The sequence below is a fragment of the Pseudoalteromonas sp. XMcav11-Q genome, assembly GCF_040104525.1.
Taxonomy (GTDB): Bacteria; Pseudomonadota; Gammaproteobacteria; order Enterobacterales; family Alteromonadaceae; genus Pseudoalteromonas.
This window is the reverse complement of sequence record NZ_JBECOX010000005.1, coordinates 250,884-272,395: the sequence shown is the minus strand read 5'-3', so window position 1 is coordinate 272,395 and position 21,512 is coordinate 250,884. Positions and strand designations below refer to the sequence as shown.

The 21,512-nt window shown below is 44.0% G+C and carries 17 protein-coding genes; 13 read left to right on the top strand and 4 right to left on the bottom strand.

Annotated elements, in window-relative coordinates:
- Positions 1-59: 59 nt before the first annotated feature.
- Complete coding sequence (locus ABMY45_RS10660; RefSeq protein ID WP_010369359.1) at positions 60-554, top strand: CvpA family protein; 495 nt, start codon at positions 60-62, stop codon at positions 552-554.
- An 18-nt stretch (positions 555-572) separates the two neighbouring features.
- Entirely contained in the window at positions 573-2,105 is a 1,533-nt protein-coding gene (gene purF, locus ABMY45_RS10655; protein ID WP_349288863.1) for an amidophosphoribosyltransferase, read from the top strand.
- Positions 2,106-2,190: 85 nt separating this feature from the next.
- Here the strand turns inward: purF and ABMY45_RS10650 are convergent, their stop codons facing one another.
- Both ABMY45_RS10650 and barA read right to left on the bottom strand, forming a co-directional pair.
- Positions 2,191-2,976, bottom strand: coding sequence for a MipA/OmpV family protein (locus ABMY45_RS10650; RefSeq protein ID WP_010606275.1), 786 nt, complete (start codon positions 2,974-2,976; stop codon positions 2,191-2,193).
- 219 nt (positions 2,977-3,195) lie between these two features.
- Positions 3,196-5,961, bottom strand: a complete 2,766-nt coding sequence (barA, locus tag ABMY45_RS10645) for a two-component sensor histidine kinase BarA (protein ID WP_102056438.1) — start codon at positions 5,959-5,961, stop codon at positions 3,196-3,198.
- Positions 5,962-6,039: 78 nt separating this feature from the next.
- On the opposite strand from barA, the gene rlmD reads away from it, so the two are divergent.
- The 5 genes from rlmD (at position 6,040) to eno (ending at position 13,740) form a co-directional block, all read left to right on the top strand.
- The gene (gene rlmD / locus ABMY45_RS10640) at positions 6,040-7,359 is read left to right on the top strand and encodes a 23S rRNA (uracil(1939)-C(5))-methyltransferase RlmD (protein ID WP_349288862.1); all 1,320 of its coding nucleotides are present in this window, start codon (positions 6,040-6,042) and stop codon (positions 7,357-7,359) included.
- Between the two features lie 92 nt (positions 7,360-7,451).
- Positions 7,452-9,605, top strand: coding sequence for a GTP diphosphokinase (gene relA / locus ABMY45_RS10635; protein WP_174168518.1), 2,154 nt, complete (start codon positions 7,452-7,454; stop codon positions 9,603-9,605).
- Positions 9,589-10,413: a nucleoside triphosphate pyrophosphohydrolase gene (gene mazG, locus ABMY45_RS10630; RefSeq protein ID WP_206471540.1), complete on the top strand. Its 825-nt coding sequence runs from the start codon at positions 9,589-9,591 to the stop codon at positions 10,411-10,413. Before relA ends, mazG begins: the two co-directional genes overlap by 17 nt.
- 157 nt (positions 10,414-10,570) lie before the next feature.
- Positions 10,571-12,205 (top strand): CTP synthase, encoded by a 1,635-nt coding sequence (locus ABMY45_RS10625; protein ID WP_010369341.1) that lies wholly within the window; start codon positions 10,571-10,573, stop codon positions 12,203-12,205.
- A gap of 242 nt (positions 12,206-12,447) precedes the next feature.
- Positions 12,448-13,740, top strand: coding sequence for a phosphopyruvate hydratase (gene eno, locus ABMY45_RS10620; protein ID WP_010606280.1), 1,293 nt, complete (start codon positions 12,448-12,450; stop codon positions 13,738-13,740).
- Between the two features lie 66 nt (positions 13,741-13,806).
- On the opposite strand, the gene ABMY45_RS10615 is transcribed toward eno, so the two are convergent.
- Positions 13,807-13,986 carry a hypothetical protein gene (locus ABMY45_RS10615; RefSeq protein ID WP_102056442.1) on the bottom strand — a complete coding sequence of 60 codons (180 nt, stop codon included), beginning with the start codon at positions 13,984-13,986 and terminating at the stop codon, positions 13,807-13,809.
- A gap of 101 nt (positions 13,987-14,087) precedes the next feature.
- On the bottom strand, positions 14,088-14,762 hold the full coding sequence (gene mutH / locus ABMY45_RS10610; RefSeq protein WP_174168519.1) for a DNA mismatch repair endonuclease MutH: 675 nt from the start codon (positions 14,760-14,762) through the stop codon (positions 14,088-14,090).
- 439 nt (positions 14,763-15,201) lie between these two features.
- On the opposite strand from mutH, the gene rppH reads away from it, so the two are divergent.
- From rppH to galU, 6 genes are read left to right on the top strand one after another with little or no spacing between them, the layout of a single operon-like run.
- A complete protein-coding gene (gene rppH, locus ABMY45_RS10605) occupies positions 15,202-15,726 on the top strand; it encodes an RNA pyrophosphohydrolase (RefSeq protein ID WP_010369331.1) in 525 nt (174 codons plus the stop codon).
- A gap of 15 nt (positions 15,727-15,741) precedes the next feature.
- Positions 15,742-18,030 carry a phosphoenolpyruvate--protein phosphotransferase gene (ptsP, locus tag ABMY45_RS10600; RefSeq protein ID WP_017218101.1) on the top strand — a complete coding sequence of 763 codons (2,289 nt, stop codon included), beginning with the start codon at positions 15,742-15,744 and terminating at the stop codon, positions 18,028-18,030.
- Positions 18,031-18,077: 47 nt separating this feature from the next.
- On the top strand, positions 18,078-18,887 hold the full coding sequence (locus ABMY45_RS10595; protein ID WP_010606284.1) for a sulfite exporter TauE/SafE family protein: 810 nt from the start codon (positions 18,078-18,080) through the stop codon (positions 18,885-18,887).
- Positions 18,888-18,896: 9 nt separating this feature from the next.
- Positions 18,897-19,709, top strand: coding sequence for a prolipoprotein diacylglyceryl transferase (lgt, locus tag ABMY45_RS10590; protein WP_206471542.1), 813 nt, complete (start codon positions 18,897-18,899; stop codon positions 19,707-19,709).
- Between the two features lie 13 nt (positions 19,710-19,722).
- The gene (locus tag ABMY45_RS10585) at positions 19,723-20,556 is read left to right on the top strand and encodes a thymidylate synthase (RefSeq protein WP_010369327.1); all 834 of its coding nucleotides are present in this window, start codon (positions 19,723-19,725) and stop codon (positions 20,554-20,556) included.
- An 8-nt stretch (positions 20,557-20,564) separates the two neighbouring features.
- Entirely contained in the window at positions 20,565-21,449 is an 885-nt protein-coding gene (gene galU, locus ABMY45_RS10580) for a UTP--glucose-1-phosphate uridylyltransferase GalU (protein ID WP_102056446.1), read from the top strand.
- Positions 21,450-21,512 lie beyond the last annotated feature (63 nt).

The window sequence follows — 21,512 nt, the reverse complement described above, 5'->3', positions numbered from 1 at the left end:
TGGCATTTAGATGCCAAACCTTTTAGAATGCGCCCCACATTAACGACTTATTGGTTACTATGATCTGGGTTGATTACGCCATTCTTGGTATTGTTGGTTTATCGACTATCTTTGGCTTGCTTCGAGGCTTTGTCAAAGAAGCGATGTCACTTGTCGTATGGATCGGCGCTTTTTTCATCTCTAGTATTTTTTACCAATATCTCGCAACCTTCCTAACATTCATTTCAGAACCCCTTTTAAGAAATGCAGCCGCAATAGCCATACTCTTTTTTGCGACCTTGATGTTAGGCGGGCTTGTTAATTATGTCTTGAGTGAACTGGTTCAAAGAACTGGGCTCTCAGGCACCGATAGGATCTTTGGGATTGTATTCGGTGGACTTCGAGGTGTGTTGGTCGTTAGCGCCTTACTCTTTTTCCTTGATGCGTTTACCAGTGCGCCAGACACGCAGTGGTGGAAAACATCAAACTTAATTCCTGAATTTGGCTTTGTGATAGAGTGGTTTTTCTCCTATCTTGAACATAACTCGAGCTTTTTAGATTCAGTAAACCGTTAATCGGCGAGGAAATTTTTAATGTGTGGTATCGTTGGGATAGTCGGAACATCTCCTGTTAATCAGGCGATTTATGACGGCTTAACTGTTTTGCAACACCGCGGCCAAGATGCGGCTGGCATTATTACCATTGACAACAATACGTTTAGCTTACGAAAAGCAAACGGTCTAGTGAAAGACGTATTTCATACAAGACATATGAAACGCCTACAGGGCAACATTGGTCTTGGTCATGTACGTTATCCTACTGCTGGCTCTTCAAGCTCAGCAGAAGCTCAACCTTTCTACGTAAACTCTCCATTTGGTATAGCCCTTGCACACAACGGCAACTTAACCAATGCAGAAAAATTAAAAGAGCGTTTGTTTACTCAAGCGCGTCGCCACGTTAATACTACGTCTGATTCAGAGATCCTGCTGAACATCTTAGCTCACGAGCTTGGCAAAACAGACAAGATGAAATTAGACGCGGAAGACATGTTTACGGCAGTAACTGAGGTTGTGTCTATTGTTTCTGGTGGTTACGCGAGTATCGCGATGATCATCGGCCATGGTATTTTGGCATTTAGAGACCCTCATGGTATTCGTCCGCTTGTGTTCGGTAAGAAAGAAACTGAGCGTGGCATGGAATACATGTTCGCTTCGGAGAGTGTCGCATTGGCAACGGATGGCTTTGAGTTTGTGCGAGATGTTGCACCTGGTGAAGCTATTTACGTAACCGAAAAAGGTGAGTTTTTCTCTCAGATCTGCGCTGCTAAAACGACGCTTGCACCTTGTATCTTCGAGTTTGTATATTTTGCTCGCCCAGATTCAAACATAGATAAAATGTCTGTTTATGCGACTCGCGTGAATATGGGTACCAAGCTCGGTGAGAAAATCGCGACAGAGTGGGGCGACAAAGATATCGACGTGGTTATCCCAATCCCTGAAACATCATGTGATATCGCACTTGAAATTGCTTCCGTGCTAGGGCTTCCTTATCGCCAAGGGTTTGTTAAGAACCGCTACATTGGCCGTACTTTCATTATGCCTGGCCAAGAGCTGCGTAAGAAGTCTGTACGTCGTAAACTTAACGCGATTGACAGAGAATTCGCTGGTAAGAACGTGCTACTTGTCGACGATTCGATTGTGCGAGGCACAACATCAGCGCAAATCGTTGAAATGGCGCGTGAAGCGGGTGCGAAGAACGTGTACTTTGCATCAGCAGCACCAGAGGTAAGGTTCCCGAACGTATATGGCATCGATATGCCTTCTGCATCAGAGCTAATCGCTCATGGTCGTGAAGTGGAAGATATCAATGCGAGTATTGGCTCGGACGGTTTGATCTACCAATCCCTAAGCGATTTGATTGCAGCCGTTGGTCAAGAAAATCCAGAGATCGTTCGCTTTGAGACTTCGGTATTTGATGGTCAATACATCACAGGTGACGTTGACCAGAACTACCTCAACCATATTGATGAGCTACGCAACGATTCGGCAAAGTCTAATCGTGAAGCCGTGATGTCTGCAAGCCTTGAGCTACACAATCAAGAAGCGGAAAGCGCCGAAAGCGACTAAACTAGTTGATGATGTGAATAAGCATTATGATAAAAAACCCAAGTTTAACTTGGGTTTTTTATTTAATTTTAACTCAGACAACAGCCTAAAATTGATAGACTAGGCCAACATAAGCGAGGTCACTGGTGTCTCTGTCTAGCAAAGGGCTATTGGCAATAACATCATCGAGTTTAGTTCGAGTTATCCCACCAACCAGACTGAGTTGTGTTTTTATCTGATAATGCGCAGTCAACCCTGCGGAATAATTCACAGCGTCATCAGCAGTTAAGTAGCGGAATCGGCCTCGGCTAATATCGATATTTTCACCAGTTATTCCATAGATATAATTAACATAATCAGACTGCTGCCATTCTACATTACCTACTGCCGAGATTTTAAATCCTCGACCATCGTTGTACAGTGGGATTGATACTGAAAAAGTAGCCGTGGTTGAATCTGAATTATCGGAAATATCACTGTGACCAGCGAGCGTAAACCACAGATAGGTGACGCCATAGTTAACCGTGACATCGCCATCCGGCGCGTCATATCCGTCAAAAATCTTATCTTCAGACTTTGCGTCTCGGAATACACCGTCATAGCCATCTTGACGATAGCCCAACCCAGAGTAGACAGATAAATCTTCAGTAATAGGAAAGCGGTAACCAATTAGGCTATCTTTGTTGATAAACCAGTTTCCTTTTTGGATATCGATAATGGGAATTGAGATAAACTCACTGTCAATGCCTTTCCATGGCAAATCTGCAGCCGCGGCTCCTCCCCCTAAACGAACCTGCCATTCGTTAGATTTCGGCTCAATGGCATGACTAAAAGAAGCAAAGGTTAATGTGAAGACGGCAGCAGACGTGAGTGCTGACTTGATTAGATACATACAGAATTCCTTTCGTAAGTTAAAAATTGCGAGAATTTAGAATGTAAGAAGTTTGTTACAAGACTTGGGAAAGTGCTGTTAGAAAGTGTAATAAATTGTCGGGAAACGTTGTTTGAAGTGTTATCTGTTTAAGAAATCGTTGTTGTCTTACATCCCTAATCTACTCGCCACTTCAAAAGGGTTTTTATAAAGTAGCGAGCAGATAGGTGTGTATAAGATTTAACTGGATTGAGTGAGATCAGAATCTGTTAGTAATACAGTTAGTCCATCAACCAGCTCAAATAGCTCAGGCTCGATATCACTGAGTGGTTTTTCTTGTTTTAATCCCGTTTCAATGATCTCAGCCAATTTCTTTAGGGTTGGTACGCCAGTATAACAGCAGGCACCGTGGAATTTATGAACTACTTTGAGCAGCGTCGGGAGATCCTCTGCGTCTTGTGCAGACTCCAACTGCTGCAACGTTTCGGGCACGCTAGAAAGCAGCATATTGAGCATTTCCAATGCTAAATCAGGTTTATTACCCGCTCGCTGTAATGCTAATCCCCAATCTAACATTTGGCTATTAAATGGCGGCACGCTGTGCTGATGACTCTCAATATTTTTTTGTCTCGCTACTGGTGAAGACGCGCTATGGTCGCAAATAATTTGCTTGAGCATATCTTCATCTATGGGTTTAGTCATATAGTTACTAAAGCCATCTTTAAGCAGTTGCTCTTTTTCGCCAGCAAGCGCATGTGCGGTGACTGCGATGATAGGGGTATCCTCATTTAACGACGACTCTCTTATGCTTCTACAGGCGCTTATACCATCCATTATGGGCATTTGAATATCCATAAATATCAGGTCGTATTTTCTTGATTTACATAAACTGACTGCTTGAGCACCATTATGCGCTGTATCTATTGCCTCTACTTGTTCATCTAACAATGTGCATATCAACTTCAAGTTAGCATCGTTATCGTCTGCAACCAGCACTTTAAGTGGCAGACTTGTGGCTTCGATTTCATTGGCACTCATGTCTGGATGGTCTAAACGATAAGGTGCTGCAAGCATTTCGCATAGTTTTCTGTGGTTAAGTGGCTTGCTTAAACAAGCGTCAGCTCCACTGCCAATAAGTGCCTCACGCATATTATGTGAGACGGTATTAACCATCAAATATAGGTAGTCTGCGGATCCGCGAGCTTGCTTGATGTAACTCTTAACGGTTTGCATTTGGTCGACGCTTGCCATAGATCCAATTAAACAGATATCGTAATTAAAATCTTGGCCTAAGGCAGTATCGAACTCTTCTTCGGTAAGGCAGCGAGTGACCTGCATTTCCCACGCTTGTAGTTGAGCTATTACCGCATAATGAGTATGCTCTTGTGGTTCAAAGTAGAGCACGCGTTTATTTTCAAGCGGCTTGCTTGGTAAGTTGTCGTTGTATAGGCGGTTTGGTAATGCAAAGACCGCGTTAAATGAGAAACAGGTGCCATTTCCTGGTGCTGAGTTAAGAGTGATACGACCATTCATCGCCTCAACAATATGCTTAGTGATGATAAGACCTAGACCTGTGCCACCAAATTTACGGGTAATACTAGTATCGGCTTGAGCAAACGGCGTAAATAGTGCGTCTTGCTTATCCTGAGCAATACCGACCCCGGTATCGCTGACAGACACTAGCAACGAGGATTGGGATTCATCCATCAGACGGTGGTTAATATCCACTTTGACTGAGCCTTTTTCCGTGAACTTGATGGCATTACTGATCAGATTGGTCAATACCTGTTTAAATCGCGTAGGATCGCCAATTAAGTTGTCGGGCACTTGGCGATTAACAGAAATGGAAAACTCCAACTGCTTTTCGTGAGCGCTTGGCGCTAATAAGGTCATGACCTCATTGACGGCGTCGCGTAATTCAAACTGGATATTCTCCAGCTCCATAGCACCAGCTTCTAGCTTTGAAAAATCCAAGATGTCACTAATGATGGTAAGCAGGCTATTTGCAGATAGCTCTATGGTATCTAAATAATCTTTTTGGTGTTTATTTAATGGTGTTTTATAAAGTTGACGGGTAAAGCCTATAACACCATTGAGCGGCGTTCTAAGTTCATGACTCATCTTAGCCAAGAAATCCGACTTTACGCGGTTAGCATCTTGTGCCTCTTTTTTGGCAATATTGAGCTGAATATTCTGCGTTTCATACTGCTCTAGGGTTTCACGATAATCACTAGTTGCCTGGTCAATGTGCTTTTGCATTTCGTCTTTTTGATTTGCCATCTTTCTGCCAATAACGATCAAGCCTTGGCGCAAAAGCTCAAATTCACCCCGCATCGGCTCATTGATTGCGATGTCTTGTTTACCTTCGTTGAGCTTGTCTGTGGCTAAAATCAAATTGGCAATTGGTTTGGTTAGCATACGTGACAATCGCATGGCCAACATAACACTAAGTAAAAAGGAGAAAATAATAACAATGGCACTCAAAATCAGCGCGCGTTGCTGCGATATCAACGCTTGGTCTTTACTGATCTCCACAACTAAAATCGCCAGCGTAGCCGGCTCTGCACTGTGCCAATCGGTTTTTTTTGCTAAATGGTTTTTAACTGGTGAATAAAACACAAAGGTATTTTTTAGTGTAGTGACTTCGGTGGTTTGTAGCTTTTGCACTTCACCAAAATAATGTAATTTATCGAATTCACTATGATAATTACTGGTAAGAATAAGCTGATTTTGGCTATCAAACAGCGCGATGCTTTTTACCAGTGGTGCATGTTTATTGTGTGCCTGGCTTAAAATGCGGTGTAAGTGCGCTTTATCTTGTTTTTCTATTGGGTATTCTACTGACATGGCAAGTGAATCTGCAATGCGATTTCCCTGACTTATCAGAATTTCCTCAAGCTCTACGTAGCGATTTATAGTAAAATAACCACCAAGTAGCAAGCCAACCAAAAGGGTTGGCAAAAGAGTGAGTAGTAAAATACTGTCACGCAGGTTTAATTTTGTCATAGGGTCAAAAAAGTGCAGAGAAATCTGTAACTAAGATTATCTTTTACCGACGTGATAAGCAAACAAATGAGGAACCCAATGGCACAGATTTTTCGTGCTAAGAAAGCTGCTAAGCCGTCAAAGCAAATAGAATTAAGCATAGAGTCAATGGATCATCAGGGGCGAGGTGTTGCTCGCCATGAAGGTAAGGTCTGTTTTGTGGCTGGTGCCTTGACTGGTGAGCGAGTGAGAGCACAGGTTGTACAGGCAAAGTCTAAACTGTTGGAAGCGAAGATGACCAAAGTACTTAATGCCTCCACAGAGCGTGTTAAACCGTTTTGCCCGCATTACCAGCAGTGCGGTGGTTGTAGCTTGCAGCATCAAAGTATTGATGGTCAGCTCAATGAAAAGCAACATGCAGTCGAAAAACTTTTTGCGCGTTTTGCCAACATCGAGCACTTACCTTGGCAAGCGCCGATCACCTCTATGGCGCTTCATTATCGCCGTGCAGCTCGTTTGGCATGCATTTTTGATAAACAAAGCAAAAGCGTCAAGTTAGGCTTTAGAGCAAGTCAGTCGAAGCAGATTATCGAAATAGCGCAGTGTGACGTATTGGTGTCGCCTTTTGATCGTATTGTTAACACGCTAAGTGTGCTTGCACAGTCGCTAAGTGAGTTTAGACTAATCAGTCATATTCAGCTTTGTCAGGCTGACAACTATAACTATGTGTTGTGTCGTCATACAAAGCCACTGTCCGCTTCGACTCGCGAAACGCTACAAAACGAGCTGGAAAATTGTCAGGTACTGTTTGACGATGGCGAGACGCCAGTTGTGTATTCCCAGTTGCCGCACTATCACCTTGGTGAATTTGACTTAACACTTGAATTTAAATTGAACAACTTTATTCAAGTGAATCAATCGGTAAATGAAGCAATGCTGCGCCAAGCGACAGACTGGCTACAGCTGAGTAACGATGAAAGTGTCCTCGACCTTTTCTGTGGGGTGGGAAATTTCTCTTTGGTGCTCGCAAAACAAGCAAAAAATGTGATTGGGGTAGAAGGTGAAGCGCAATCGGTTGCAATGGCTCAGCAAAATGCGCAAACTAATAAAATCAGTAATGTTCAGTTTCACTGTTTTGATCTAACCCAGTCGATTGCAGAGGCTGCTTGGTTCGACGCAAATCTGGATGTATTAGTACTGGACCCTTCAAGGCCAGGTGCACTTGAGGTTTTACAGCAGTTACCGTTGACGCAGTTTACCCGTATTTTATACGTGTCATGCGACCCAGTTACACTGGCGCGTGATTCTTTGGTAATAGCACAGGCAGGCTTTGAATTAGAGAAGCTTAGCTTAATGAATATGTTTGTCCACACGGGACATATCGAAACCATGGCGCTGTTTAAAAAGCAGTGTAAATAGCCTGAGCTATGAGGCCGTTATTGCCCGAGCATTAGGCTAGATAATTTACCCGAAAATGAGGCGGGTAAGTAATTTTAAGGAGGTATCAAAACATGGTTGCTACTCGGCAGTCGCATCAAACCACTTTGCCACTGGAGTTTGATGCGCGACTCACTATCTTAAACTTGTCTGAAGATCAAAGAGCATGGCTGCAAAAGGCCTATGAACTTTGTCCCGCGGATGAGTCAACGGAACATCTCAATAACGCCATCGAAATGGTAGAGATCCTTGCAGACTTAAATTTTGATAGCGAATCCTTAGCAACTGCGTTTTTAACTCCTTATTTTGTTGCTGGAAAGTTGTCCCTTGAGCAAGTGGAAGAAGCGCTTGGCAAAAATATCTCTCTGCTTTTAAGAGGGGTGGAGAATATGGACACCATCAGCACTTTGGCACACCAAAGCTCGGGTAAGGTACAAGTCGACAACATCCGCCGTATGTTACTTGCTATGGTGGAAGATGTGCGCGCTGTAGTGATTAAGCTTGCTGAGCAAATCTGCCATTTGCGTGCGGTTAAGAAAGCATCTGAAGAAGAAAGAGTCGTTGCTGCAAAAGCGGCTGCCAATATTTTTGCACCACTTGCGAACCGTTTGGGGATTGGCCAATTAAAATGGGAACTTGAAGATCTCTCTTTCCGTTATTTGCATCCGGATACGTATAAGTCTATTGCCAAGAAGCTTTCTGATAAACGCCTAGACCGCGAAGCCTATATGGAAAATATGGTTAATTCGGTGGCGCAAAAACTTGCGGATGCAGGCATTAAAGCGCAGGTCTATGGACGTCCTAAGCATATTTATAGCATTTATAAAAAAATGGCGCAGAAAAGTTATGAATTCGAACAGTTGTTCGACATTCGAGCGATGCGTGTGGTGGTAGATGAAATTCAAGATTGCTACGCCGCGTTGGGCATTGTGCACACCAGTTGGCGGCATTTAAACAAAGAGTTTGACGACTATATTGCTACGCCTAAGCAAAACGGCTATCAGTCTATCCACACCGTGGTATTTGGTCCTGAGGGCAAAACGGTAGAAATCCAAATCCGTACTGAGGCCATGCATCGGGATGCAGAGCTTGGAGTGGCGGCACATTGGATGTACAAAGAAGGTGCATTGCCGGGCAGAAACTCAGGATACGAGCAAAAAATTAGCTGGCTACGCAAACTGTTGCAGTGGCAAGAAGAAGTGGTAGATGGCAGTGAAATAGCAGATGAGCTGAAGAATCAGGTTGTCGAAGACCGTGTTTATGTATTCACGCCCAAGGGCGATATCTTTGATTTGCCACTAGGCTCGACGCCACTCGACTTCGCTTACTACATTCATTCTAATGTTGGACATCGCTGCATTGGTGCAAAAGTGTTTGGTAAAATAGTGCCTTTCACTTACACATTGCGCACAGGCGATCAGGTAGAGATTCTTACCCAGAAAAATGCTTCGCCAAGTCGAGATTGGTTAAACCCGTCGCTGGGATATATTCATTCTTCAAGAGCGCGCAGTAAGATCCATCACTGGTTTAAGCAGCAAGATAGAGACAAAAATCTTCAAGCGGGTAAGGAAATTTTAGATAGTCATCTGCAAAAACTAGATATTACCTATAAAGATTTAGAACCCGCGATTGACCGCTTTAACTTTAAAGAACTCGACGATTTAATGGTGGCGATTGGTGCCGGTGATATTCGTATCAATCAATTCCTGAACTACGTGCAAGATAAACCTGAGGATACACCTAAGTTAAAAATCTCCTCGCCAAAACACACTAAAGGCGACAAAAACGCAGTGGTCGTTGATGGGGTTGGCAGCTTGATGAGTCATATGGCGAAATGCTGTGAGCCGGTACCGGGCGATGAAATTGTGGGTTACATCACGCAGGGGCGAGGTATTGCTGTGCATCGCTCTGATTGTGAGTCGTTTGCTCATATTACGGATATACATCCAGAGCGTGAGATTGCAGTCAGTTGGTCAGAGGATGTTAAAGCGTCGTACGCCATTACATTAAAAATTGAAGCACACGACCGCCAAGGGCTGATCCGAGACATTAGCGCTGTGCTTGCCAATGAAAAAGTCAATGTGCTCAATATGAATGTACAAACCCAAGACGATAAAAACGTGGCGGTATTTATGATGAAGGTAGAGGTGGATGACCTTTCTGCTATGCATCGCTTGCTGACTAAATTGATGCAAATCGAAGGTGTTTTTGATGCCAAACGACTCTAAGCCTTCTACAGCAATGGGGATAGAGCAGCTGCTAGAGATTATGTCGCAGCTACGCGACCCAAGCACTGGATGCGACTGGGATAAGAAGCAAACCTTTAAAACCATTGTCCCTTATACGTTAGAAGAAGCACACGAAGTTGCCGATGCTATTGAGCAAGGCGACTTTGCTCACTTAAAAGAAGAGTTGGGGGACTTGCTGTTCCAAGTGATTTTTTATGCTCAGCTTGGAAAAGAGCAGGGGTTGTTTGACTTTGCTGACATAGTGCAAACTCTCAATGACAAATTAGTGAGACGCCACCCTCATGTATTTGAAAAGCAGGAAAGCTTAAGCGAAGCAGAGCTTGAGCAGCAATGGCACGCCATTAAACAGCAAGAAAAACAGGCACAAAAACAAGGGGCGTTCGCGGCAGATATTCCAAGCAGCTTGCCTGCATTATCAAAAGCCTACAAAATTCAAAAGCAAGCAGCCAAACTCGGATTTGACTGGCCAAGTTATCACGGCGCGTGGGATAAAGTACAAGAGGAAGTCGCAGAGGTGAGCGAGGCGCTGCAAGTTGATCCACGCTCTGAACATACAGCGGAAGAGGTGGGCGACTTGTTGTTTGCAACTGTGAATGTGAGCCGGCATATAAAACGAGATCCGGAGCAGCTGCTACGTCAAGCCAATGAGAAATTTAAAAATCGCTTTGTGCAAGTCGAAGCCGTTTTGAATGAGTCCTCACTATCACTTAAAGATGCGAGCTTGGAGGAGATGGATGGTGCTTGGGAGACAGTGAAACGTCGTCAACGCAGTAAAAACAGAGACTGATTTTACGGTTTGTTCGTTATTTTAAACGACCTCCTGATAAAATATATTACCGTGCTAAGTCATTTTTAGCTGGAATGACTTAGGTGCTTTTGCTATACTATCGCCCCGTCTTGATTCTTATTTAAATTCCAATTTTCCTGAAATTTCTAGGGTTCGCATGAGTACAAAATTTATCTTCGTAACGGGCGGAGTAGTATCCTCCTTGGGTAAAGGTATTGCAGCTGCTTCTTTAGCCGCTATTTTAGAAGCACGTGGCTTGAAAGTAACGATTCTAAAGCTGGATCCTTACATCAATGTTGACCCTGGGACCATGAGCCCTATCCAACACGGTGAAGTATTCGTAACCGAAGACGGCGCGGAAACCGACCTTGATCTTGGTCACTACGAGCGTTTTATTCGCACAAAAATGACCAAGCGTAATAACTTTACACAAGGCCGTGTATTTGAAGACGTGTTGCGCAAAGAGCGTAGAGGTGAGTACTTAGGTGCCACTATTCAGGTTATTCCTCACATCACAAACGACATCAAGCGTCGCGTGCTTGAAGGCGCGGAAGGCCATGATGTTGCTATCGTAGAGATCGGTGGTACGGTTGGTGATATCGAGTCACAACCTTTCCTAGAAGCAATTCGTCAGCTAGGCACAGAGCTTGGTCGTGAGAGCGCTTTGTTTATGCATTTGACGCTAGTGCCTTTCTTAGGCCCTGCGGGTGAAGTGAAAACTAAGCCAACCCAGCACTCTGTGAAAGAGCTTCGTTCAATCGGTATTCAACCTGATATTTTGATCTGTCGTTCAGATCGTAAATTACCAGCGAACGAGCGCGCGAAGATTGCACTATTCACTAACGTGGAAGAAAAAGCAGTTATCTCGCTACAAGACGTAGACAGTATTTATAAGATCCCTGCGCTATTGAAGTCGCAAGAGCTTGATAACATCATTTGTCGTCGTTTCTACCTTGAGCGTCCGGAAGCGGATTTATCTGAGTGGGAACAAGTACTTTATCAAGAGTCAAATCCTACTGGTGAAGTGACAATTGGTATGGTTGGTAAATACATCGAATTACCGGACGCATATAAATCAGTTAACGAAGCATTGAAGCATGCTGGTTTGAAAAACCGTTTAACGGTGAATATTGAATATGTTGACTCTCAAGATATCGAGAGCAAGGGCACTGAGTTACTTGAGCACCTTGATGCTATCTTAGTACCTGGTGGCTTTGGTAACCGTGGCGTTGAAGGTAAGATTTTAGCTGCAAAGTATGCACGTGAAAACAAAGTACCATACCTAGGTATTTGTTTAGGGATGCAAGTTGCGCTAATCGAGTATGCACGTAACGTTGCAGGTCTTACTGGTGCTAACTCAACTGAATTTGATCTTGAAAGCCCACACCCAGTGGTTGGTCTGATCACTGAGTGGTTAGATGCAGATGGTAAGATTGAAGTACGTGACCACGACTCTGATCTTGGTGGCACTATGCGTCTTGGCGCGCAGCTTTGCCACTTAAAAGAGGGCTCTAAGGTGCGTGAAGTATACGGTAATGCCGAAATCGTTGAGCGTCACCGTCACCGCTACGAAGTAAACAACAACTATGTTGCTGAGCTTGAAAAAGCGGGTCTGCAATTTACTGGTCTGTCAGAAGACAAGAAACTAGTTGAGATTATCGAGAATAAAGATCACCCTTGGTTTATCGCGGCTCAGTTCCACCCTGAGTTCACGTCAACGCCTCGTGATGGTCACCCATTATTTGAAGGTTTTGTTGCGGCGGCATACAGCCACCAAAAAGCATCTTCGTAATAAGAAAAAGCCGTGCTCTTGCACGGCTTTTTTGTTGCAGAAGGTTTTGCAATAGGCGCTAAGAGTAGTGTTTATCGCCAAACTTTTTCTTATCTGCCGGCGCGTCAATGTGATACGTGTAAATTCTTCACTTTGCGAAGCAACAGAGATAAGGCAAACTTTAAAGCGGGTTTATTGACCCTGAATTCGCCTGCGACAGAAGCAGTGCAACACACACCACTTTGGGAATAAGAGGAATCAAGATGTCAAAAATCGTTAGAGTGATTGGCCGTGAAGTTATGGACTCACGCGGTAACCCAACAGTAGAAGCGGACGTACACCTAGAGTCAGGTGCATGGGGCCGTGCATGTGCGCCATCAGGTGCATCTACGGGTACCCGTGAAGCACTAGAGCTACGTGATGGTGATAAGTCTCGTTACTTAGGTAAAGGTGTATTAACAGCGGTAAACTACGTAAATAACGAAATCGCGGCAGCACTTGAAGGTCAAAACGCGCTAGAACAACGTGCAATCGACCAAATTATGTTGGACTTAGACGGCACTGAAAACAAAGAAAAACTAGGTGCGAATGCCATCCTTGCGGTATCTCTAGCAACAGCAAAAGCAGCTGCACAAGACAAAGGCGTGGCGCTATACGAGCATATCGCAGACATCAACGGTACAGCAGGTCAGTACTCAATGCCAGTTCCGATGATGAACATTATCAATGGTGGTGAGCACGCGGATAACAACGTTGATATTCAAGAGTTTATGGTTCAGCCTGTTGGCGCAAAGAGCTTCCGTGAAGCACTACGTATGGGTGCTGAAATCTTCCATAGCTTGAAAAACGTACTTAAGTCACGTGGCCTGAACACTGCTGTTGGTGATGAAGGTGGTTTTGCTCCAGACCTTAAGTCAAATGAAGAAGCGCTAGAAGTGATTGTTGAAGCGGTTGCAGCAGCTGGCTACGAAATGAACAAAGACGTAACACTAGCACTTGACTGTGCAGCGTCTGAGTTTTATGTCGATGGCAAGTATGACCTAAAGGGCGAAGGTAAAACATTCGACTCGGAAGGTTTTGCAGGCTTCTTGGCCGATCTTGCAGCACGTTACCCAATTGTATCAATCGAAGATGGCCTAGACGAAAGCGACTGGGCTGGCTGGAAAGTCCTAACAGATAAAATCGGCGATAAAGTTCAGCTAGTGGGTGATGATCTTTTTGTTACTAACACTAAGATTTTAAAGCGTGGTATTGAAGAAAGCATTGGTAACTCAATCTTGATTAAATTCAACCAGATTGGTTCACTGTCTGAAACGCTTGATGCCATCAAAATGGCGCAAGATGCTGGCTTTACTGCCGTTATTTCACACCGCTCTGGTGAAACTGAAGACGCAACCATTGCTGATTTAGCAGTGGCGACAGCGGCAGGTCAAATTAAGACAGGTTCACTTTGTCGTTCGGATCGTGTAGCTAAGTACAACCAGTTACTACGTATTGAAGAAGCGCTAGGTGAAAAAGCGGTATACAAAGGTCGTAGTGAAATCAAAGGTCAGTAATTAGCATTACTTGATGTATTGTAAAAACGCCAGTTTAGTTACTGGCGTTTTTGTTCCTAACGTTCATCACCAAACTTCACAATGCCCTTGGCCATATCGGAATGTCCAACAGACTTGAAGTGAATTACAAGTATCATCCATCGTTGCTGCTCCATTACCTCCAGCAACAGCTGGTGTCATCTTGGTCACAAGTATTTTGTTCACACTAAGTTCTTTAATCGATTTTTTGTTGAACTTTAATTTCATTGTCGTTTCCTTCTATAAAAAATATAAATGTTAACCAAATCCATACAAGATGTTGGTTGTGTTACATTTGTACTTTTTGTATAAAAAGTCAACAGGTGTTTTTAAGCACCAAACTCTTGCGCTAATATCGATTGGGTGAAATTAATTTTCAAATAAAAACCTCTTGGCAAAGTTTGCACTATTTTACCGTTAGGCCCTATAGCGTCGGTAAGCGCTTTGGCATTTGCCGCTTTTGGCCTTATCTGCATGACTTCTCCAAGATGCCCTGAGATTTCCTCTACATGGCCCGTAGCGATTAACTCGATTTGCTCTTCCCAGTCTCTTCGTAACAATTGTTCTTGATGCGCGTCTGGCCGCCATAAGAAGCCGTGTCCAATAACCCTATCTATTAAAGGAATTTCTCGCTCGGCTAATATGGGTAGCCAAAGAACGTGAGCTAATTTCTTTTTAACACTCGACGCTTCCCATGTTAATCCTGTTAACTGAGTCAGCGGCACGACAGAAACATAGGTGGTCTCTAGCGGTTTGCCTTGATAGCTTATGGGCAAAGTCTTGAGTTCAACGCCAATATGCTCAAAATCAGGCACAGGCTTTGAGCCCGCGGTGGCACCTAAGGCCGCTTCTATGAGTTGTCCTACCCAGCCTTTCTCTTTGAGCAAGTCTTGTGGTGTTTTAAACGAGAGCTGATGAGCGAGTTCACCTAATGTTAAACCGGCTATGTTTTCAACACGCTGCATAAGTTCGCCCACAGAGCGTGGTGGTGTAACTGATGGCAAGCGATACTCCTGAGTCTATCCCCTAAAAACACGATTATAAAAGAAATCATGTGGTGAAGTAAGTTGGTTATTTTGCACTCAACTTAAGTGTGGTTTGTTATTTCAACATATGGTTAAAGTAATAACTTTATTATCTATATGATAAATATGAAGTTATTTTTATTTTGCTACAGTCAGAGCGGCTTGGAAATCTTATGGCTTTGGATAAATACAAGACTATAAACATAATTATCCACAGAATATGTGGAAAACCTGAGGTTTGAAGTGTGTAATTGTGGATTTGTTCGTAATTTGAACTGAAAAACACTTAGTTATGCACAAGTTGTGGGTAACTTGAGAGTATGCTGAGATAATTTAGGTATAGAATGGAATTAAATTTGCCGTGGCGCGGGAGTTGTGGAACAATCATTAAAAATCGACTTATAAATGAGGCACTAAGGTGATTGATGCCGAAGGGTTTCGTGCCAATGTCGGAATAGTGATTTGTAATAATCAGGGGCAGGTTTTTTGGGCCCGTCGTTACGGACAACACTCTTGGCAATTTCCTCAAGGCGGAATAGATCAAGGGGAAACACCTGAGCAAACGATGTATCGTGAACTTCATGAAGAAGTTGGACTTAGGCCAGAAGATGTTGAAATAGTAGCAAGTTCTAAACATTGGTTACGTTACAAACTACCAAAAAGGTTAATTAGACGAGATTCAAGCCCAGTCTGTATCGGGCAAAAGCAGAAATGGTTTTTATTGAAACTTAGGTGTAAAGATGAAGACGTAGACTTATTACGTACGCATCACCCTGAGTTCGATGATTGGCGCTGGGTTAGCTATTGGTATCCAGTACGTCAAGTTGTATCGTTTAAGCGTGATGTCTATCGTCGAGTGATGAAGGAATTCGCTCCGTTTGCGATGCCATTTGGTAAACGTGAACAGCAAGGGCAAAAGGATTTCTGGCGCACAAAACGATAAAAATAGGAGCAGCAGGTGTTAGCAACGTTAAGATCGATTGCTGAGTCAGTGGCACAGCAAAGTGACCTACAAAGCGCGTTAAATTGCTTTGTTACTATGGTCAAAGATGCCATGCACACTGAATGCTGCTCAGTTTATTTTGCCGATTACAGTCAAGATAACTTTATCCTGATGGCAACGGATGGCTTAAACCCTGAAGCAATCGGAAAATTCCGCATGGGATTTACCGAAGGCCTAGTCGGTCTTGTTGCCCAGCGTGAAGAGCCAATTAACGTTGCCCACGCCCAATCACACCCAAGATTCAAACTGTCACCTGAGGTCAATGAAGAAGGCTACAATGCTTTCTTATCAGTACCTGTTGTACACCAGCGTAAAGTGCTTGGAGTTATTGTGGTGCAGCAAAAGATTGCTCGTGTATTTAGCCATGATGAAGAGTCCTTTCTTATTACGCTTTCAGCGCAATTGGCTTCACAGCTTGCCAACACCGAGATCCAAACTTTACTTCAACAAGATGCAAGCAGTCACAGAACCTCAGTGTTAAAAGGGGTATCAAGTGCTCCAGGTATTGCCTTAGGCGATGGTTATGTGGTGTTACCCCATATTGATTTTGCGAGTATTGAACCACAGCATAGTGACAATATTCAGCAGCAAATTCAGCTGTTTCATCAAGCGGTGGCCGCGACTCGGCAAGAATTCCATATTTTAGCCAAAACTCTGAGTGATGATATTCCAAAAGAAGCGGTAGCTGTGTTTGAGGTTTACCAACAACTTTTGGATGCCAAGAGTTTAGGTAAACAAGTAGAGTCTGAAATACAACAAGGCTGGAACGCGAAAACAGCGCTAAAGCTTGTTATCGAAAAGCTTGTGGCTCAGTTTGATATGATGAGCGACCCTTATATCAAAGAGCGTGCGATTGATGTTAATGATATTGGCCTGCGCGTGCTCCAGCATTTAGTCTCAACTGAACAAGCTGTTAAACACTATCCAGATAATACGATTCTAATCGCCCATACTTTGACTCCAACTATGTTAGCGCAAGTACCAAAAGAAAAGCTCAAAGGGGTCGTCAGTGTGCATGGCTCGGCCAACTCTCATGCCTCCATTCTCACTCGTGCGATGGGCGTCCCCGCTATTTGGGGCATAGAAGACATTCCATTATTACAGTTTGATGGTAAGTCTATGATCATGGATGCGTATTCTGGGCGGCTTTATATTTCGCCTTCGCAAATGTTGGTCAATGAGTACGTTGAAATCAAACGTAAAGACAACATTCTGCATGATAAGTTTGAAGCGGAACATGATTTGCCGCCTATTACACTCGATGGTGAGCGTATAAATTTACTCTTAAATGCTGGGCTTGATCTATCGACCGAGACATTAAGCGCCAGTTATTGCGATGGCGTTGGTCTTTATCGAACTGAGTCTTGGTTTATGCAAAAAGGCCAATTCCCAACACAATCGGAGCAAGAAGTCTGGTATCGCGAGGTGCTATCACGTTATCACCCTGAGCCCGTAGTGATGCGGACTTTAGATATCGGTGGCGACAAAATTCTAGATTACTTTGATATCAAAGAAGAAAACCCATTTTTAGGGTGGCGGGGCATTCGTGTATCGCTGGATCACCCCGAGCTTTTCTTGGATCAAATCAAAGCGATGATCAAAGCAAACGCAGGTCTTGGCAACTTACAGATCATGTTGCCTATGGTGGGTCATAGTGAGGAAATAGATGAAGCGATGGCACTCATTGAGCAGGCTTGTTTTGAGTTGCAAGACGAATGGGCCGATCCTTTTTATACCATCGACCGACCAGAAATCGGCGTGATGCTCGAAGTACCGTCTAGCGTGTACTTGTTACCTGAGTGGTCGAAAAAAATTGATTTTTGCTCTGTGGGCAGTAACGATTTGACGCAGTATTTATTAGCCGTTGATAGAACCAACGCGCAAGTAGCGGATCTTTTTGACCCTTATCACCCCAGTGTATTACGAGTGTTAAACCAGATTGCACAGCAGTGTGAATTACACGAGCTGCCTTTTAGCCTGTGTGGAGAATTAGGCGGTGAGCCTGAGGGAGCAATCTTGCTTATTGCAATGGGGTATCGCCGTTTGAGTATGAATATTTCATCACTGAACAAAGTAAAATGGGTGTTACGTAGACTGAGAGTAACGGATATGGAAGCTTTACTTGAAAATTGTTTAGCACAGCCGTCATCTAAGCAAGTGCGCCGAATTATTAAAGAATTTATGATAGAACATCATTTTGCAGAATTACTCTATACCAGCCACCAAGCAAAGGGTGCTTCTTAAGGCTATTTACGCTACCATTACGGCGCTATAAGAATAAGAGCTTGTTGATGGAAACTATTATACTCATCGTTGTACTTTGCGCTTTGCTCGGCTGTGCAGTTGGCTTTTTGGCAGGTCTACTTGGTATCGGCGGCGGGCTGCTGATAGTCCCTATTTTATCTGTCATCTTGACCAAATTTAATGTTATACCCACAGATCAAGTGGTGTTAGTTGCAATTGCGACGTCTCTCGCCTCCATTATTTTCACTTCGACATCTTCAGCCAAAGCACATCATAAAAATGACAATGTTCCATGGCACATTGCTCCATGGGTGATGTTAGGTGTGGCAGTCGGCGCGTTGGGCAGTGGTTTTGCCGCAGTGATGTTGCCTGAAAAACTCGTCAGAATTATTTTTGTGGTTAGTGTTGTGGGCATTGCATTGAAAATGGCTTGGAGTTCCAGAAGACCGCCACAATCAACCAGAGCTATACCGCAAGGACCGATACTTGCGATGCTAACCTCGGTAACGGGGGCGCTGTCTGCAATGATTGGTATCGGCGGGGGAGCATTAATCGTCCCACTACTGACATTTTTCTCTGTTGATATGAAAAAAGCGATAGGATGTGCGTCTGCCAGTGGTATTGTTATCGCTATCTTTGGCTCCTTTGGCTATATCGCCTCTGGCAGCCAACATGTGGATATTGAGCATGGATTTTTAGGTTTTGTCTATTTACCGGCTTTGTTTGGTATAGTGGCAACTTCATGGTTTATGGCGCCTATTGGTGCTAAAGCTACGCACCACTTACCAGTCACAACGATTAAGAAAGTGTTTGCGGCGTTACTCATTGTTATCGCTGGCAATATGTTAATGAATTAAGGAAAGGCTATGGCTTTGCAGTTTCCACAGATAGACCCTGTGATTTTTTCCATCGGACCGTTAAGTGTTCGTTGGTATGGATTAATGTATTTAATCGGCTTTATGTTCGCCATGTGGTGGGCAGGGAAAGAAGCAAAAAAACCAAACTCTGGTTGGAATAAAGACCAAGTTGGCGACCTAGTTTTTTACTGTATGCTCGGTGTGATCTTGGGCGGGCGAATTGGTTACGTGTTGTTTTATCAATTCTCTCATTTTATTGAAAACCCGCTTTATTTGTTTAGGGTGGACCAAGGCGGTATGTCTTTCCATGGCGGTGCATTGGGCGTTATAACGGCAATTATCGTGTATGCGCTTAAAAACAAACGTTCGATTTTATCGGTAGGTGACTTTGTCGTTCCTATGGTGCCTGTTGGGCTTTTTGCTGGTCGTATCGGTAACTTCATTAATGGCGAATTATGGGGTCGCGTAACGGATGTTCCCTGGGCATTTATTTTCCCAACGGGCGGACCACAGCCGCGCCACCCATCACAACTTTATGAAGCGTTTTTTGAAGGGTTGGTATTGTTTGTGATGTTGGTATGGTTTAGGAAAAAACCGCGCCCAGCGGGCAGCGTAGCAGGTCTATTTTTAGCCGGTTACGGTGTCTTCCGCTTCTCAATCGAGTATTTCCGTGAACCAGATGCACATATTGGCTTATATGGTGGCTTTATTTCTCAAGGTCAGATCTTATCCCTCCCTATGGTGATTGCAGGCGCTATCCTTATGGTATGGGCATATAAGCGAGAAAGTAGCAACCCATCTAACGAGCAAGTTAAAAGTTAAAGAGTAGCGAACAATGAAGCAATATTTAGAACTGATGCGCCATGTGCGTGATAATGGCACAAAAAAAGAAGACCGCACTGGCACTGGCACAGTGAGTGTTTTTGGATACCAGATGCGCTTCAACTTGCAAGAAGGCTTTCCGCTTGTAACGACGAAAAAGTGTCATCTACGCTCGATTATCCACGAGCTACTTTGGTTCTTGCAAGGCGATACTAACATCAAATACCTAAAGGAAAATGGCGTTAGCATTTGGGATGGCTGGGCAACGGATGAAGGGGACTTAGGGCCAGTTTATGGCAGCCAGTGGCGCTCTTGGACGGGGCCAAATGGTGAAGTGATAGATCAAATCAAAGATGTTGTAGAGCAAATCAAAACCAACCCTGACTCTCGTCGCCTGATTGTGAGTGCTTGGAACCCTGCGCTTTTGCCTGATACTAACTATTCACCGAAAGAAAATGCAGCGATGGGCAAACAAGCGTTGCCACCTTGCCACACGTTATTTCAATTTTATGTACTAGATGGCAAGCTTTCTTGCCAGCTTTATCAGCGCAGTGCGGATATTTTCTTGGGTGTGCCCTTTAACATCGCAAGTTATGCGCTGTTAACGATGATGATTGCACAAGTTTGTGACTTAGAAGTGGGTGATTTCGTACATACTTTCGGCGATGCCCATTTATACCTAAACCATATGGAACAAGTTGAAGAGCAGCTAAGCCGAGCGCCGTTTGCGAAGCCACAAATGCAGATCAACCCTCAAGTAAAAGACATATTTGGTTTTAAGTTTGAAGACTTTGAACTGGTGAACTACGAATGTCACCCGCATATAAAGGCACCAGTCGCGATTTAGGAACATTTATGAAAGCCGTTATTCCAGTGGCGGGTCTTGGCACCCGCATGTTACCAGCAACGAAGGCCATTCCAAAAGAAATGCTGCCAATTGTCGATAAGCCTCTGATCCAGTATGTGGTAGATGAAGCAGCGGCCGCTGGCGTCAAAGAAATTGTCCTGGTAACCCATTCAAGTAAAAACTCAATTGAAAACCACTTTGATAAAAGCTTTGAGTTGGAAGCAACACTGGAAAAACGGGTTAAGCGTCAGCTGCTAGAAGAAGTACAATCTATATGCCCCAAAGGCGTTACGCTGATCCATGTGCGTCAAGGTGAGGCTCGTGGCCTTGGTCATGCCATCAACTGCGCTGCACCTGTGATTGGCGATGAGCCCTTTGTGGTTATGCTGCCCGATGTATTGGTCGATGACGCTGCATGCGATCTAACAAAAGATAATCTTGCTGATATGATCGCGCGTTTTAAAGGGTCAGGTAATAGCCAAGTGATGGTAGAAGCGGTAGCGCCTGAACTCGTCTCCCAGTTTGGTATTGTGGATTTGGGAGGAGCAGCGCTAGTGCAAGGAGAGTCAGGCGCAATGCAGTCTATTGTCGAAAAGCCTGAACAACAAAATGCGCCTTCAAACTTAGCCGTTGTTGGTCGTTACGTACTTAACAAATCTATTTGGCCACTTTTGGCAAAAACACCGTTAGGTGCTGGTGGTGAAATTCAACTGACCGATGCGATTGCTATGTTGATGGAGCGAGAGCAAGTGGATGCATACTCGCTACGTGGAAAAAGCCATGATTGCGGAAGTAAAATTGGCTATTTAAAAGCGATAGTTGAGCATGCGATGCGAAGAGAAGAGTATTCGACTGAGCTTGCTTCTCTTATCGATTCTATTGCAAAAAGTTAAATGTACCGATATTTGCGGTAAAAGCATTTGGTTATTTACCGCGATTTATGTACCATAGCAGAA